Below are 16,016 nucleotides of genomic sequence, written 5' to 3'. Positions count from 1 at the left end.
GTCCGGGGGTCACTCCTCGGTGACGTGGATGGACTTCGTCGGACAGCCGCGGGCCGCCCGGCGGACCTCCTCGTGCAGCCGCCCCTCCGGCGTCTCGTCCAGGACGACGACCAGACCGTCCTCGTCCTGGTCGAAGACAGCGGGGAGCCGGTACACGCACAGGCTGCTGACCGCGCAGGTCTCCGGATTCGCGGTCACGCGGAGCATGCTCACCACTCCACGGGGATCTCGGTGAAGCCCTCCATGAACCCGCCCAGCGCCCGCGGCAGCTCCTCGGCCGGGGCCGCGAGCCTGATGTCGGGGAAGCGCCGCAGCAGCGATTCGGTGGCCACCTGCAGCTCCATCCGCGCCAGTGCGGCGCCCACGCAGTAGTGGATGCCGGCGCCGAAGGTCATGTGGTGGTTCTCCTGGCGGCGGATGTCCAGCTCGAAGGGCTGGTCGAAGACCTCGGGGTCCATGTTGGCCCCCTCCTCCGACAGCAGCACGCTGGTGCCCTTCTTGATGACCGAACCGTCCGAGAGAGGAATGTCGTCGACGGCGTACCGCATGGTGCCCACCGAGGAGCCCATGATCTGGGTGCGCAGCAGCTCCTCCACCGTGGAGGGCACCAGCGACCAGTCCGCCTGGATCTCGCGCACCAGCTCCGGGTGGTGCAGCAGCACGGCCGTGCCGGTGCCGATCTGGCTGGCCGTGGTGACGTACCCGGCGATCAGCAGCCCCTGGCACCAGAAGTGCAGCTCGTGGTCGTTGAGCCGGTTGTCCTCCTCGTCGCGGACCCGGATCAGCTCGCTCACCAGGTCGTCCCCGGGCTTCTCGCGCTTGGCGTCGATCAGGTCGCCCAGGTACTTCCACAGGTTCTGCCGGCACTGCCCGACCTCCTCGGGCGGCAGCTTGGTGACCGACAGGAAGCCGTCGACGTACTCGCGGAACTGGTCGCGGTCCTCGGCCGGCACGCCCAGCAGCTTGCAGATCACCATGATCGGCAGCGGGAACGCCAGCGCCTCGTTCAGCTCCACCGGGCGCGGCCCGGCCGCCATTTCGTCCAGCAGCTCGTCGGCGACACGCTGCACATACGGCCGCAGCGCCTCGATCCGGCGGGCGGTGAACGCCTTGGTCACCAGCGAGCGCACCTGGGTGTGCTTGGGCGGATCCGGGTCGATCTCCGGGTCCATGAACAGGTCGTTGTCCGCGGAGATGCGTGCGCAGTCGGGGCGCGCGATGTTGCGCGAGAGACGCTTGTCCGCGAACAGGGCGCGCACGTCCTTGTAGCGGGTCACCAGCGTCGCCACGTCCCCGCTCGGCAGCGTCACCTCCATCGCGGAGCTGCTGTGCACATGCCGCAGCGCTTCGGGCACCTGCATGGGCGGGGTCCAGGCGAACGGATACCTGGGCGGGGTCTGAGTGCTCACGGTTGTCCCTTCGGGTTGCGGTGATCAGGTGGGGGAGACGGAAGCGGGCCGGTCACACCGGCCACTCGGGGCGGTCCCAGGCGGCCTCGGCGAACGCCCACTCGTGCCGGATGCCGGTGCGGAAGTGCTCGACCAGCCGGTCGCGTCCGGCCGGCGACGACGTCTCGCCCAGCTCGTCGGCCAGCCCCAGGAAGGCCCGCACCGCGTAGCCGTATCCCGCGCCGGGGTGGTACGCCTCGATCCACTCCGCGTACCGGGATCCGGCGGTGTGCCGCTCCAGCAGGTCGTCGGAGACCCGGAAGTTGAACCACACCATCGGCAGCAGCGCCCCCACCCCGGCGGTGAAGGAGGCGGCGCTGGAGGCGTTGAAGAACGCGCAGTGCGCATGGGTGACCGGACTCGCCTGCGGCGTACCGGCCGCGGGCAGCCCCGCACCCGCCGCCCATTCGGCGTACTTCTGGCGCAGCCGGTCCCGCGCCTCCAGCGTCCCGGTGATCGAGCGGCCCAGCAGCGCGGTGTGCGCGTCCGCCTCGGCGGCGGCGGCGGTGCGCGCCAGCGCCCGTGCGTAGGCGGGCAGCAGGTGCCCGGTGTCCTGTTCCACGAAATACGCCAGTGACTCGCCCGGCAGGGAGCCGTCCCGCAGCCCCGACCAGAACGGGTGGGCCTGCACCTTCTCCAGCACCGGCGCGGCCAGCTCCTTGAGCTGATCGCTCAGCAGCATCGATTCTCGCCCCTCTCCGTTCGCTCTCACAGATCCAGCCGGACGCGGTAGTGGCGCAGCCACGCGTCGAGCTGGAGGACCATCTCGACGTTGCGGCGCTCGCCCCACCCGTCGACCGCGATCGGCCGGTCCTCGGCGGCCAGTTCCGCGCAGGCGGGGCCGTCCAGCAGCGGCCGCACCGGGCTGGCGGGGTCGGCGACGACCGCGTCGAAGCGCTGCCGCAGCACCTGCCCGTAGCGCGGGTCCTGGGTGATCGGGAAGGGACTCTTGCGGCGCTGGGTCACCGAGTCGGGCAGCAGATCGGCGACGGCCGAGCGCAGCACGCTCTTCTCACGGCCGTCGGCCGTCTTCATCGACCAGGGGATGTTGTAGACGTACTCGACCAGCCGGTGGTCGCAGTAGGGCACCCGCAGCTCCAGGCCGACCGCCATGCTCAGCCGGTCGTCGCGGGAGAGCAGCAGCGGCAGCCAGCGGGTGAGATGCGCGTGCCCGACCCGCCGCATCACCCGCTCGGTCTCCGACTCGCCCGGCACCGCGGGCACCTCGGCCACCGTCTCCGCCCAGCGCTGCGCCGAGTAGCCCGGCACGTCGATCTTGCGCAGCAGACCGGGGTCCAGCAGCCCGGTGCTCATCCCGTGCGGCGCCACCCGCAGACCCATCGTCACCCAGGGGAAGTTCGCGGTGTCCACCAGCGTCGGGTCGCGGAAGGACTGGTAGCCGCCGAACAGTTCGTCGGCGACCTCGCCCATCAGCGCCACCGTGGAGCGCTGCCGTACCGCCCGCAGCAGCAGATACAGCGAGCGGTCCATGTCCGGGATCGGCCGGGGCAGGTCCTGGGCCCGCAGCGCCGCCGCGTCGACGACCTGGTCGGCCAGGTCCGCGGTGCGCAGCACCACCGGTTCGTGGTCGGTGCCCACATGCCGGGCGACCTCGGCCGCGTAGGGCGCGTCCGGGTCCTCGTGCCAGAAGTCCTTGCGGAACCGCTCCGTGTGCCCTTCGAAGTCCACCGCGAAGGTGCGCGGCCGCCCGCCGCCGGCGCGGGCGGCGAACGCCGCCAGCGCGCTGGAGTCCACCCCGCCCGACAGCAGGGTGCACAGCGGGACGTCCGAGACCAGGTGGCTGCCGACCGCGTCCTGCAGCAGCCCGCGCACCGTCTCGACGGTCCGCTCCAGCGTGTCGGGGTGTTCGCGGTCGGGCAGCGACCAGTAGCGCGACTCGGTCAGCACCGCACCGCCGGCACCCTGCTTGAGCAGCGCCGTGTGCCCGGCGGGCAGCTCCCGGATCCCCCGGTAGACGGCGTGCCCCGGGGTCGCGATGTAGGCCAGCAGCTCGGCCAGCCCCTCCGCGTCCACCACGCACTCCAGCGACGGGTGGGCCAGCAGCGCCTTGGGCTCGGAGCCGAAGAGCAGACCGTCCGCGGTCCGCGCGTAGTACAGCGGCTTGATCCCCAGCCGGTCGCGGGCCAGCAGCAGCTGCCTGCTGCGCGGATCCCACACGGCGAACGCGAACATGCCGTCCAGCCGCTCCACGCACTCCGGACCCCACTCCAGGTAGGCGCGCAGCACCACTTCGGTGTCCCCGGCCGTACGGAACCGGTGGCCCAGAGCCGTCAACCGGGAACGCAGCTCCCGGTAGTTGTAGATCTCGCCGTTGTGGACGAGCACGGCCAGGGTGCGCCCGTCGTGCTCGGCGGTCATCGGCTGGACGGAGTCGTCCACGTCGATGACGGCGAGCCTGCGATGCCCCAGCGCGGCGTCCGCGTCGGTCCACACCGACTCGTCGTCCGGCCCGCGGTTGGCGAGGGTGGCGGCCATCGACCGGACGACGCTGCCCTCCTCGCGCATCTCCCGCGCGAAGTCGATCCAGCCCGCTATGCCGCACATGCGACCACCCGCTCCTCCAGCTCGCCGACCAGCGACGCGGGCGCGGGCTGCGCCAGCATCCCGTCCCGCAGCGTCCATGCCGCCGCGCGCCGCTCCGCACCCCGCTCGGGGTCCAGCAGCCCGGCCGCGGCGTCCCGCAGCCGCTCCGCGTCCGCCTCGTCGCGGGTGAGGACCTCACCCGCACCGGCCGCCAGCACCCGGGCGGCGTGCCCGGCGTGGTCCGGCAACTGCGGCACCAGCAGCAGCGGTGCGCCCGCGCGCAGCCCGGTCAGCACCGTGCCGGCCCCGCCGTGCGCGACCACCAGGTCCGCGTCGCCGAGCACCGTGTGCAGGGGCGCGTCGGTGACCACCCGCACACCGTCGGGCACCTCGCCCAGCAGCGGCCGCTGCGCCGCCGTGACCGCCAGTACCGTCTCGGTCCCCGGCAGCGCGGCGAGTGCCCGCGCGGCGTGCCCGGCGAGGAACAGCGCCGGGTCCAGCCGCGCCATCGTGTGCCCCCAGGTCACCACGGCCCGGCGGATCCCGGGTGCCGGTGGCGGCAGCGGCGGATCGGGCGGCGTGCCCGGCCCGTTGAACGGCACGTACCGCATGGGCAGCCGCGGATGCCCGGCCGGGTCCGGCGCCTGGAACCCCGGCGGACACGGGTCGATCGTGACCGCGCCGAACGGGTCGTAGCCCTCCGGGTCCACGCCCACCCGCTCGGCCAGCGGCGCCAGCGCCTCCGGCAGCAGCGGGCGGGCCCGCGCCATCAGATCGGCGCCGTACAGCAGCCGTACCGCGGGAATCCCGGCAGCGGCGGCGGCCAGCGGACCGGCCAGCGCGGTGGGTTCGGACACCACCACATCGGCCCGCCAGCGCCGGGCCGTCTCGGCGGTGCCCTCGACCATCGAGTCGGCGTGCGCGGTGAACATCCGCAGCGCCCGCGGCCCCTTCCCGGCGCGCGGCGCCCGCCGGTCGGCCGTGGGGTCGTCCTCGCTGGGCAGCACATAGCCGCGCACCATGCCGGCCCCGTCGACGTCCTTGCCGACGGCGGCGCCCGGCAGCCCGGTCCGCTCGATGAGCGGCAGCAACTCCGGCTGGCTGACGACCAGCACCTCGTGCCCCGCGCTGCGGCAGGCCCAGGCCAGTGGCACCAGCGCGTACAGATGAGAGGGCCAGGCCCAGGTCGTGAACAGTACCCGCATCGCAGCCCCAACCCTTTCCGCCGCCAACCTTGACGTGGCCGACGGTGCCGGAGGGGGCTAGGGGGCGGGTCGCTGCTCGCTCGAGGCGCCGCCGTGCCAGGCGCGGCCCGCTGTCCCGCACTCCGCTCCGCGGGCGCTTCGATGCGCAGGCAGCGGGGCAGCGGGGCAGCGGGGCAGCGGGGCAGCGGGGCAGCGGGGCAGCGGGACGGCGGGGGAGCGGGCAGCCGGAAGCCCTCGGGGCCGCCCGCCTACGCGGGGGCCCCGAGGGCTTCGGCCGGCCGGTCGGCCGGGTACCGGGCCCGGGGCCCGGCGCCGGTCACACGATGCGGAAGTCCGCCATCATGGCCATGTCCTCGTGCTCCAGGTTGTGACAGTGCAGCATGTACATCCCGCGGAAACCGGCGAACCGGATGAGGACGTCCACGACTTCGAACGGCCGCACGTCCACCGTGTCCTTCCAGCCCGCGTCCGAGTCCAGCGGCGCCTTCCCGCTGCGCGACAGCACCTGGAAGTGGGCCAGATGGACATGGACCGGATGGTGGAAGTCGCTGGTGAAGCGCCAGCGTTCCACCGAGTCCAGCCGGGGCGAGGCCAGCGGCGCCCCGGGATCGTACGGCTTTCCGTTGACGGTCCACATCCGCATGCCGTGCACCTGCTTCTGCCGGAAGTCGAACTGCCGGTCGACGACCGCCTGCCCGGCCTTCAGCCGCTGCACGTCCGCCAGCCGCCGCGGCACCCGGGGAGCGCCCGCACCCCGCTTCGCCCGCCGCGTCACCCGGAACCGCATCACGTCGCGGGTGCGGCCCTGCCCCAGCGTGTTGACGAGCCGCACCTCCGAACCCACCGGGAACGCCGCGAAGTCGATGACGACGTCGAACCGTTCGGCGGGCGAGACCGGCAGCTCCTCGTGCTCGCGCGGCGCGTCCAGCAGCCCGCCGTCGCTGCCGACCTGGACGAACGCGGCGCCCTCCCGCGGCCCCGGATCCAGCGCGAGCCGGAAGCGGCGCGCGTTGGAGGCGTTGAGGACACGGAAGCGGTACCGCTCGGCGCTGACCTCCAGCTCCGGCCAGGGCGCGCCGTTGACCAGGATGACATCGCCCGTCACCCCCTCCATGTACTGCGCGCGCACCCCGGGCTTCCCCGCGAGCGAGGGGTCGAGCGACGGGTAGCGGAACGAGCCGTCCTCCTCGAAGGCCCGGTCGCAGATCATCAGCGGGATGTCCCGGGAGTCCTCGGGCAGCGGCAGCCCGCTCTCCTCGTCGTCGTGCACCAGGAACATCCCGGCCAGACCGCGCCACACCTGCGGGGCGCTGAAGTCCATCCGGTGGTCGTGGTACCACAGCGTGGTCGCCCGCTGCTTCAGCGGATAGACGTACTCCTTGTGCCCGCGTGAGACCGTCCACTCCGAGGGCTTCACCATCTCCGAGCCGCTGTACTCGCCCTTCCCGGCCTGCTCGGGGTGCCGCGGATCGGGGAAGCCGGAGGGCAGCACCAGATCCGTGGGATGCCCGTCGGACTCCGGCCGCTGCACACCGCCGTGCAGATGGGTGGAGGTCGGCATCTCCAGCGCGTTGCGCACCCGCAGTCGCAGTTCGCGCTCCGACTCGCCGACGAAGGTGGGGCCGGGGAACCGCCCGTCGTAGCCCCACACCTCGGTCCTGAGGCCCGGCAGGATCTCCTGCCGGACGGCGCGCTGCTCCACCTCGTACACCGCGGCACCGCCCCGGGTGCGCACCGGCTCGGCCACCGGCGGCACCGGCAGCGGCACCTGGAACGGCTCGGGCAGCCGTGCGGTGCTGCGCAGCAGTTCGCCGGAGATCCCGTCACCGGCCCGCGGCGCCCCGCAGCCCGCCGCCCCGCCCAGTGCCGCGGCGGCGCCCGCTCCGCCGGCCAGCGCCAGCAGCCGCCGCCGCCCGGGGCCGCGGCGCGGCGCGGGAGGCCCGTCGCCGCTGCCCTCGTGCGGCGCGCTCATCCCCGCCTCCCGCGGCCCGGGCGGTACGCGTACGCCCAGTGGACGAGCGCGGTACCGGCGGAGACGAGGAACACGCCCATCGGGATGTGCAGTTCCAGCTCCCGCGCGTACCCCCAGCCCGCCTGCATCGAGATGACGAAGCTCAGCAGCAGCGCCAGCACCGCCGGCCACAGCGGCCCGCGTCCGGGCCGCCACACCAGGACCGCCGCGAGGACCAGGACCCAGCCGGTGAAGGTGATGGTGTGGGAGTTGATCTCGTGCAGTTCGAGCAGGTCCACGTCGCCGCTGATGAACATGCCCGCCAGCACCGGCTGCACCAGCAGCAGGAGGAGGAAGAGCGTCACCACCGCGCGCATCAGCACGATCGGCCAGCGGCGCACCCGGGGCGCGGCGGCTCCGGCGGCGGAGCCGTCCGGCCCGGGCGCGGGGGAGGGAGGCGGGGCCGGTCCCGGGGCGGGCCCGCGAGCAGCGTCCGGGGCGCCGGCGAGGCCCCCGTCGGGATTGTGTGCCATGGCGTGATCTCTCCGGGGTCGGGGTCTGGCCCGAGCGTAGGCAGACGCCGCTCGAGCAGGACTTGAGCCGCCGTCTCCGCGCGGCCGACGCGCACCCGTCCGGGCTCCTGCGGGAGGCGCCGCCCGCAGGTCCCCCGGCCGGGGCGGCACCGGGCGCCGGCCCCCCGCCGGAGCGGACCTCGATCGGATGTCGAGCGCGGATGGTGACCGTGGGGGCCGTTCCCACGCATTGGAGGCGGACACCATGCAGGCTGATTCGCGGCCACCGTTCCGCGTCATGCTGCGGATGGAGATCCATCCCGGCAAGGAGCAGGAGTTCGAGGAGACCTGGCGACAGGTGGCCACCGGCATCGCGCGCGAGCCCGCCAACCGGGGCCAGAAGCTGCTGCGTTCGGTCGAGGACAAGAGCGTCTACCACGTCCTCACCGACTGGACGGACGAGCCCTCCTTCCGCGCGTTCGAGCTGAGCGAGGCGCATGTCGAGAACCGGCGCAGGCTCCAGCCGTTCCGCAGGGGCGGGGAGATGGCCGTCACCGAGACCGTCCACGAACTGCCGCCGGCCTCCGCGCCGGCCCGGCACGAGACGCCCGCTGCCGCCGCCGGAGGAACCGCCGCCCCCGGGCCCGCCGCCGCGGACCGCGAACCGCCGGCCTTCATCGGACTGGGCAACATGGGCGGCGGCATGGCCCGCCGCCTGCTGGACGCGGGACATCCCCTGACCGTCCACAACCGCACCGCGGCCAAGGCCGTGCCGTTGGCCGAGGCGGGTGCCACCGTCGCCGCGAGCCCCGCGGAGGCCGCGGCGGGCCGCTCCGTGGTGCTGCTCAGCCTGGCCGACGAGGCCGCCGTCGAGGACGTGCTGTTCGGACAGGTGGCCCCGGTGCTGGTAACCGGCGCCGTCGTCGTGGACACCTCGACGGTCTCCCCCGCCTACGCCCGCGAGTGCGCCCGGCGGCTGGCCGGGCTCGGACTGCGCCGGGTGGAGGCGTGCGTCGTCGGCAACCCCTTCCAGGCCCGCGAGGGCAAGCTGCGCGTGTACACCAGCGGCGACGAGGCCGACATCGCCCGCGTCGGCGACCTCCTGGAGACCCTCGGCAGCCAGGTCGTCCACCTCGGCGAGCCCGGCACCGCCGCCACCCTCAAGCTGATCTTCAACCTGCTGCTCGGCGCACAGGTGGCCTCCCTCACCGAGGCGGTCGCCTACGGCGTCGCCGCCGGGCTGGACCGCGACCAGTTGCTGGCCTCCGTCGCGGAGAGCGGCTTCAGCTCGGTGGTGCTGCGCTTCCGCGCCGACCTGATGCGCAAGGGCGCCTACGAGCCCGCCTTCTTCCGGTCGACGCTGATGGAGAAGGACCTGCGCCTGGCCCTGGGCGACGCGGCGGAGGCCGGGGCGCCGCTGCCCGTACTGGACGCGGTGCGCGAACGCTTCGCCGCCGTCAACGCGGCGGGCGACGGGGACAAGGACGCCTCCGTCCTGCTGGAGCACACCGTCCCGCACGACGGCACCCGGGACGCGTCGTGACCGGGCGCGAAACGGCCCCCCACCGGCTCCGCGATCCCGCCCGCACCGGCGGAACCGTCGAGGTCCTGCCGCCCGAGGCGACCGAGGCGCTGCTGGACCTGGTCTTCGAGTGCTTCCGCGCCCGGTTCGGCCCCCGGCGCGCCGCACTCGCCTCCGGCGTCTTCCACTACGAGATCGACACCCCGCACGGCGTCCGGCACCGTTACGTGGCCGTCGGCGGCGGAAGCTGCACCACCACCTCCGCCGCCCTCGACGGCCCCGCGGACGCCACGATCGGGGTGACGCTCGCGGACCTGGTGGCGCTGGCGGCGGGGGAGTCGAAGGGCACCGACGCCTTCGTCGGCGGCCGGCTGAAGATCTCGGGCGACGTGTTCTTCGCGATGAGCTGGATCGAGTGGTCCGGCGCCCGCAGCGGTTCCGCGTCCGGACCGGACGCGGAACCGGCGTGATCTCCCGTCAGGAGGCGAGGCGGGCGGGGAAGCCGCCCGTGGCGATCGGGCCCCAGCGCTGCGGCGTCACCCGGATCAGCGACTTGCCCTGCTTGACCATGGCCGAGCGGTACTCGTCCCAGTCCGGGTGCTCGCCCGAGACGGCGCGGAAATACTCGACCAGCGGCTCCACCGCCTCCGGCACGTCCAGCACCTCGGCCGCACCGTCGACCTGCACCCAGGGCCCGTTCCACTCGTCGGACAGCACCAGCACGCTCACCTCGGCCTCCCGGCGCGCGTTGTGCGTCTTGGCGCGCTCCGGGTAGGTCGCGACCACGATCCGTCCCGCGGAGTCGACCCCGCAGGTCAGCGGTGACGCCTGCGGAGTGCCGTCCGCGCGGCGGGTGAGCAGGATGGCCCGGTGCCGGGGCCGTACGAACTCCAGCAGCTCGTCGAGTCCGACCCGGGTGTTGGTAGCGATCGAGGGAGCCATACCCCCGAACCTACGCCATCGAAGCGCCCCCGGGAGCGCTCGGCGCCCCGCGGATCCGACGAGCGGATCCGACGAGCGGATCCGGCCGGCGGAGCGGAGCCGGGTTCAGGTGTCGCAGGACCACACCGCGCCGCACAGCCGGCACCGGGCGCGGACCCGGCCGCGTACCGGAACCCGCAGCCGCACCCGGCAGGTGGGGCAGGGGAAGGACACCCGCGGTCCCTGGCCGCCGCCCGGCTCGAAGGCGTACCCCGCCGTGCCGCCGCGCGCCGCGCCGTGCCGCCGGTCCCGCACATAGCGGCGCCGCTCCACCCAGGGGGCCGCTGCCAGCGGGGGCATCTCCTCGTCCCGGTCCGCGACGCGGCGGCCCCGTACGTAGGCCTCGTATGCCTGCGGGCTGGTGAACTTCACCGCCGGGTCCTCGCCGCAGACCTGGGCGCGCTTGGCCAGCACGTAGCCGAACTCCTCCGGCGTGAGGTAGCCGAGCTTCTGCGAGGTGAGGGCGTCCTGCCGGAAGGCGTCCAGCAGCAGCCAGCCCGCGCCCAGATAGGCGGCGGCCGTGTCGGTGAGGATCTCGTTGGCCCGGGTGCCCTCGAAGGCCAGCCCCAGGCGGTGCAGCCACACATGCGTCACCTCGTGCGCGAGGGCGGCCCCGATGTCCCGGCGGTGCTGCTTGAACCGGGCGTTCAGCTCGACGAAATACTCCGGCCCGGCCTCCAGTTCGACGTTCGCCGCGTGGGTCATCCCCTCCCGGAAGCTGACGATCACCCGGGCCTCCGGCAACCGCAGGTGCGCCACCATCACCCCCGCGATGCGCTGCGTGCCCGGGTACAGGTCGTCGGCGTCGGCGAAGGCCACGTCGCCGGGCGCGACATCGGAGGCGAAGCCGCGCACCCCCTCCGCCGACAGCCTCCGGTAGAGCGCGGTGATCGCCTCGCGCACCGTCTCCAGATGCGGAAAACCCCGTTCCACGGGGTCGGTCGCCGGTCCGCCCATCGCCACACCCCCACAACCCGCGGCACCCCGGCACACGGCTCACCGCCACCATAGCGCCGCACCGGGTCCCGGGCGGGGCAGCGACGGGCCCGCCCGGCGAGTGGGCCTCACAGCCGGGGTTTGCGGCCCGAGGTGTCGGTAATACGAGATGCCAAGTGCTTGGGAGGACAGGCACATCCGCGGGAGGTGGTCGCGCAGACCACCACGGGTGTGCCACCCGAGTCGCTTCCCGCGGTCGCCGGACAGCCACACCACGACTCGGAGGAGCGAGTACCCATGTGCGCAGCACCCCACCGCCACATCCACGACCGTGTCCCGTACGCGCACCCGCACCCCGGGACGGACGCGCTGCGCGAACAGCCGGTCGAGCTGCGCGACCGGGTGCGCGCCGCCGTCCTGGAGCTGACCGGCGCCCCGGGCACCGCCGCCACCGTGCAGCTGATCGCCCGGCACACCGGGCTGACCGGGGAGGAAGTGCGGGCCGGACTGCAGGCCCTGCACGGCCGCTGCGCCGTGGGGCGGCACCGCACAGCCGGGCACCGCACCGGTTCGCGGCCCCACGCGACGGGACGGGTGTCCACCCTCTGAGAGACTCCCGCTGCGGGGCGCACACGGCCCGGCCCCCGCACGCCCCGCGGACCGCGCCGGGGCGGGACGCGGCCGGCCGGAGGTCCGAAGTGCGCGTGGGGGTTCTCGACGTCGGCTCCAACACCGTACGGCTGGAGATCGCCGACGCCGGAGGCGCGGTCCCGCTCCCCGTGCACACCGTCAAATACCGGCTGCGGCTGGCCGACGACGTGGACAGCACCGGACGGCTGCCCGAACCCGCCGTGCGGCGGCTCGCCGAGGCGGCCGCCGCCGCCCGGCAGGAGGCCGACGACTGGGGGGTGGCCCGGCTGACCGCCTTCGCCACGGCCATCGTGCGGGAGGCCCCCGACCGCGCCCGCATCCTCGCGGCCGTACGCGAACGCTCCGGGCTGGAACTCCGCCTGATGTCCGGTCGCCGGGAGGCGGAACTGACCTTCCTCGCCGCGCGGCGCTGGATGGGATGGCGGGCCGGGCCCATGGTGCTCCTCGACATCGGCGGAGGTTCGGCCGAAGTGGCCTTCGGCCGCGCCGGAGTACCCGATCTGGCCTTCTCGTTCCCCCTGGGTGCCGGCCGGCTCACCCGCGAGTACCTCGGCACCGCCGACCCGCCCCCGGCCGAACAGCTCCGGACGGTACGGCGGCTGGTGCGGCACGAGCTGCGCGACGTCGCCGCCCGCATCCGCTGGGAGCGGCCGCACACCGCCGTGGCCACCTCGCGCACCCTGCACCAGCTGGCCCGGCTGTGCGGGGCACCGCCCGGACGCGAAGGCCCCTTCACGCCCCGCTACCTGCACCGCGCCCGGCTCCGCGGCGAACTGCGCAGGCTGGCGCGGCTGCCTGCGGCCGAACGCGCCGCACTGCCCGGCATCTCACCGTCCCGCGCGGGCCAGGCCCTGGCCGGAGCCGTCGTCGCGCACACCACCATGGCGCTGCTGGAGCTGCCGACACTGGAACTGTGCCCCTGGGCGCTGCGCGAGGGCGTCCTGATCCACCAGCTCGAACGCGACGCGCTCCGCGGCCACTCGCCCGGCGCCGACCACTCGCCCGGCGCCGGCCACCCGCCCCTGCCGGACCCGCCCGCCGCGGTGGGACGTCCAACACCCCCGCACGCTCGTCCGTAGGCAGCCGCCCCGCACCGAGGCCCGGACGCCGGACCCCGACCGCGTGCGGCACCGGTGACCGGCGCGGTGCGCTCACCGTACGCTGCTCCCCTGGACGAGTGAGGGGAGTGCGTGCGGTGGCCGAGCACCGGTACCGGTCCTGGATGCGGTACTTCACCCCGGGCCCCGTCCACCACCGGCTCGGCCTGGTCTGCCTCGGCGTCGGGATGCAGCACGGCGCGCTGCCCCCGGTCGGCCCCCGCACCCTGGACCACCACGTCGCCGTCGTCATCAGCGGCGGCCGCGGCTGGTGCACCGACCCCGGCGCACCGCAGGGTCCCCGGCACGAGGTCGTCGCCCCCGCGCTGCTGTGGCTCACCCCCGGAGTGCGGCACCACTTCGGCGCCGGCCCCGGACGCGGCTGGGACGAGAGCTTCGTCGACTTCACCGGCTCCGCCGTGACCGCCTACACCGAACTGGGCTGCATCGAACCCGACCGCCCCCTCGTCCCCCTCACCGACGCCGAACCGGCCCGCGCCGCCATCGCCCGCGTCGCCCGGGCCGCGCGCCCCGGCAACCCGCTGCTGGAGGTGGAGGCCGCGGCGGCGGTCCACGAACTCCTCGTCGCCCTGCGCCGGGCCCGCGCCGACACCACCTCCGGCGGCGCGCCCGTGCTGGAGGCCCTGGCCCGGGACGCCTTCCGCCCGCTCTCCGTCGCCGACCACGCCGCCCGGCAGGGCATGACCCCCGCGACGCTGCGCGCCGCCGTCCGCCGCAGCGCCGGATGCAGCCCCAAGGACTATCTGCTGGGCATCCGCCTCGGCCGCGCCAAGGAGCTGCTGACCGCGACGGATCTGCCGGTCGCCACCGTCGCCCGGCGCGTGGGCTACGACGACCCGGCCTACTTCTCCCGGCTGTTCACCCGCCGGGTGGGCACGCCCCCGGTCCGCTTCCGCGCGATCCAGTCCCGTACGGTCCCCGGCGGATACGCCGGCCGCGTCCCCGACCCGGACCGTCCGCCGATCCTGTCCCGCGGACGGGATGCGGCCCCGCACCGTCGGCCGCCCGCGGCCCGGACCACCGCGCCGGACCACCGCTGAGACCCGCACCGGCGTGTGCTGCCGTCCGGCCGGGCCGCGCAGTGCCGGGCGCCGGTCCCCGAACCGCGCCCCGGCGCGGGCCCGGTACCGCGGCCCGGTCCGCCGCCGCGGACGGATGCGGCGGACGGATAGGGTCGGGCGATGACCAGCAGCAGCAACCCCGGGCCCGACGAGGCCGTGCGCGCGGAACTGAGCGCGCTCCGCGACAGCATCGACAACATCGATGCCGCTGTGGTGCACATGCTCGCCGAGCGGTTCAAGTGCACCCAGCGGGTCGGCCGGCTCAAGGCCGACCACCGGCTGCCTCCCGCCGACCCGGCCCGCGAGGCACGGCAGATCGCCCGGCTGCGGGAACTCGCCCAGGACGCGAAGCTGGATCCGGCCTTCGCCGAGAAGCTGCTGAACTTCATCATCGCCGAGGTGATCCGCCACCACGAGCAGCTCGCGGGCGGCACCCGACAGCGGACCGACTGACCGCTCAGCGGGCCGACCGACCGCTCAGCCGGCCGGCGGAACCGGGCGCCGCAGCCCGGCGGGCATGCCCTGCCGGGCGGCGCCCGCCGACATCCGGCCCCGCCCGCGCCCGGCCGGGACCGGACCCGCGGACGCCGGGCTCAGGAATCCTCCTCGCCCAGCCGGTGCACCCGCACCAGGTTCGTCGAGCCGGACACGCCGGGCGGCGAGCCGGCGGTGATGACCACCAGATCGCCCTGTTCGCAGTGGCCCAGCTTCAGCAGCATCTCGTCGACCTGGTCCACCATCTCGTCGGTGCTCGACACCATCGGACCGAGGAACGCCTCCACGCCCCAGGTGAGGTTGAGCTGCGCGCGGGTGGCCGGGTCCGGGGTGAAGGCCAGCACGGGGATGGGGGAGCGGTAGCGCGACAGCCGCCGCACCGTGTCCCCCGACTGGGTGAAGGCCACCAGATATTTGGCGCCCAGGAAGTCGCCCATCTCGGCGGCGGCCCGGGCCACGGCGCCGCCCTGCGTCCGGGGCTTGCCGCGCTCGGTCAGCGGCGGCAGCCCCTTGGCGAGAATGTCCTCCTCGGCCGCCTCGACGATCCGGCCCATCGTGCGCACCGTCTCGATCGGATACTTGCCCACACTCGTCTCGCCCGAGAGCATCACCGCGTCGGTGCCGTCCAGCACCGCGTTCGCGACGTCCGAGGCCTCCGCCCGGGTGGGCCGGGACGCGTCGATCATCGAGTCCAGCATCTGGGTCGCCACGATCACCGGCTTGGCGTTCCTGCGGCACAGCTTGACGGCCCGCTTCTGCACCAGCGGCACCTGCTCCAGCGGCATCTCCACACCCAGGTCGCCGCGGGCGACCATGATCCCGTCGAAGGCGTCGACGATGGCCTCCAGGTTCGCCACCGCCTGCGGCTTCTCCACCTTGGCGAGGACGGGCAGCCGGCGGCCCTCCTCCGCCATGACGCGGTGCACCTCCTTGATGTCGTGCCCGCTGCGGACGAAGGACAGCGCGATCAGGTCCGCGCCCGTGCGCAGCGCCCAGCGCAGGTCCTCGATGTCCTTCTCGGAGAGCGCGGGCACCGAGACGGCCACCCCCGGCAGGTTGAGGCCCTTGTGGTCGGAGACCATGCCGCCCTCGACGACCTTCGTGTGCACCACGGGCCCCTCGACCCGGGCCACCTCCAGGGTGACCCGGCCGTCGTCCACCAGGATGCGTTCGCCCGCCGTGACGTCGGCGGCCAGACCCGGATAGGTGGTGCCGCACATCGCGCGGTCACCCTCCATGTCCTCGACCGTGATGGCGAACTCGTCGCCCCGTTCAAGGAATACAGGGCCTTCCTGAAAGCGGCCCAGCCGAATCTTCGGACCTTGAAGGTCCGCGAGCACCCCCACGTTCCGCTTCGTCTCCTCCGAGGCGGCGCGCACCCGGTGGTAGCGCTCCTCGTGCTCGGCGTGCGTGCCGTGGCTCATGTTGAACCTGGCGACATCCATTCCCGCCTCCACGAGCGTCTTGATCTGCTCGTACGAGTCGGTGGACGGGCCCAGGGTGCTGACGATCTTTGCTCGGCGCATAGCCCGAGCCTAAGACTTACCGACGCGTAAAGAACCGCCGCCGGAGATTTGTGCAACCGCCCTTTA

General features: G+C 74.2%; 16 protein-coding genes. 6 read left to right on the top strand and 10 right to left on the bottom strand.

The annotated features are described in order from the left end of the window. Positions 1-9 precede the first annotated feature (9 nt). The 7 genes from A949_RS0123135 to A949_RS34230 form a co-directional block, all read right to left on the bottom strand. The gene (locus A949_RS0123135; RefSeq protein WP_037707285.1) at positions 10-207 is read right to left on the bottom strand and encodes a ferredoxin; all 198 of its coding nucleotides are present in this window, start codon (positions 205-207) and stop codon (positions 10-12) included. Positions 208-209: 2 nt separating this feature from the next. After that, positions 210-1,409, bottom strand: coding sequence for a cytochrome P450 (locus A949_RS0123130; protein WP_026004947.1), 1,200 nt, complete (start codon positions 1,407-1,409; stop codon positions 210-212). 52 nt (positions 1,410-1,461) lie between these two features. After that, on the bottom strand, positions 1,462-2,130 hold the full coding sequence (locus A949_RS0123125) for a TenA family protein (protein ID WP_019358415.1): 669 nt from the start codon (positions 2,128-2,130) through the stop codon (positions 1,462-1,464). Between the two features lie 26 nt (positions 2,131-2,156). Then, positions 2,157-4,013 (bottom strand): asparagine synthase (glutamine-hydrolyzing), encoded by a 1,857-nt coding sequence (gene asnB / locus A949_RS0123120; protein WP_019358414.1) that lies wholly within the window; start codon positions 4,011-4,013, stop codon positions 2,157-2,159. Beyond that, positions 4,001-5,197: a nucleotide disphospho-sugar-binding domain-containing protein gene (locus tag A949_RS0123115; protein ID WP_019358413.1), complete on the bottom strand. Its 1,197-nt coding sequence runs from the start codon at positions 5,195-5,197 to the stop codon at positions 4,001-4,003. The genes asnB and A949_RS0123115 overlap by 13 nt, the downstream gene beginning before the upstream one ends. Positions 5,198-5,513: 316 nt before the next feature. Next, a complete protein-coding gene (locus A949_RS0123110) occupies positions 5,514-7,169 on the bottom strand; it encodes a multicopper oxidase family protein (protein ID WP_019358412.1) in 1,656 nt (551 codons plus the stop codon). Next, positions 7,166-7,681 (bottom strand): hypothetical protein, encoded by a 516-nt coding sequence (locus A949_RS34230; protein WP_019358411.1) that lies wholly within the window; start codon positions 7,679-7,681, stop codon positions 7,166-7,168. The genes A949_RS0123110 and A949_RS34230 overlap by 4 nt, the downstream gene beginning before the upstream one ends. 244 nt (positions 7,682-7,925) lie before the next feature. Between A949_RS34230 and A949_RS34225 the strand changes: the two genes are divergently transcribed. Further along, complete coding sequence (locus tag A949_RS34225) at positions 7,926-9,203, top strand: NAD(P)-binding domain-containing protein (protein ID WP_019358410.1); 1,278 nt, start codon at positions 7,926-7,928, stop codon at positions 9,201-9,203. Next, on the top strand, positions 9,200-9,652 hold the full coding sequence (locus A949_RS0123095) for an SCP2 sterol-binding domain-containing protein (RefSeq protein WP_019358409.1): 453 nt from the start codon (positions 9,200-9,202) through the stop codon (positions 9,650-9,652). The genes A949_RS34225 and A949_RS0123095 overlap by 4 nt, the downstream gene beginning before the upstream one ends. A gap of 7 nt (positions 9,653-9,659) precedes the next feature. Here A949_RS0123095 and A949_RS0123090 read toward each other — a convergent pair whose 3' ends face one another. Together A949_RS0123090 and A949_RS0123085 are read right to left on the bottom strand one after the other, a co-directional pair. Next, entirely contained in the window at positions 9,660-10,124 is a 465-nt protein-coding gene (locus A949_RS0123090; RefSeq protein WP_019358408.1) for a PPOX class F420-dependent oxidoreductase, read from the bottom strand. 105 nt (positions 10,125-10,229) lie between these two features. Next, positions 10,230-11,120, bottom strand: coding sequence for a hypothetical protein (locus tag A949_RS0123085; RefSeq protein ID WP_019358407.1), 891 nt, complete (start codon positions 11,118-11,120; stop codon positions 10,230-10,232). Between the two features lie 276 nt (positions 11,121-11,396). Here A949_RS0123085 and A949_RS0123080 point away from each other — a divergent pair, with 276 nt between their 5' ends. From A949_RS0123080 to A949_RS0123065, 4 genes are all read left to right on the top strand, one after another. After that, entirely contained in the window at positions 11,397-11,708 is a 312-nt protein-coding gene (locus tag A949_RS0123080; RefSeq protein ID WP_019358406.1) for a hypothetical protein, read from the top strand. An 89-nt stretch (positions 11,709-11,797) separates the two neighbouring features. After that, the gene (locus A949_RS0123075; protein WP_019358405.1) at positions 11,798-12,829 is read left to right on the top strand and encodes a Ppx/GppA phosphatase family protein; all 1,032 of its coding nucleotides are present in this window, start codon (positions 11,798-11,800) and stop codon (positions 12,827-12,829) included. Between the two features lie 143 nt (positions 12,830-12,972). Beyond that, positions 12,973-13,908 carry a helix-turn-helix domain-containing protein gene (locus tag A949_RS0123070; protein ID WP_078534195.1) on the top strand — a complete coding sequence of 312 codons (936 nt, stop codon included), beginning with the start codon at positions 12,973-12,975 and terminating at the stop codon, positions 13,906-13,908. Between the two features lie 141 nt (positions 13,909-14,049). Beyond that, entirely contained in the window at positions 14,050-14,382 is a 333-nt protein-coding gene (locus A949_RS0123065) for a chorismate mutase (protein WP_019358403.1), read from the top strand. Between the two features lie 140 nt (positions 14,383-14,522). Here the strand turns inward: A949_RS0123065 and pyk are convergent, their stop codons facing one another. Continuing rightward, positions 14,523-15,950, bottom strand: a complete 1,428-nt coding sequence (pyk, locus tag A949_RS0123060) for a pyruvate kinase (protein ID WP_019358402.1) — start codon at positions 15,948-15,950, stop codon at positions 14,523-14,525. Positions 15,951-16,016: the final 66 nt, after the last annotated feature.

Source organism: Streptomyces sp. AA1529 (assembly GCF_000280905.1).
In the GTDB taxonomy this organism is placed as follows: domain Bacteria; phylum Actinomycetota; class Actinomycetes; order Streptomycetales; family Streptomycetaceae; genus Streptomyces.
Note: the sequence above shows the minus strand (reverse complement) of the source record. Positions and strands in the feature narration are given on the sequence as shown.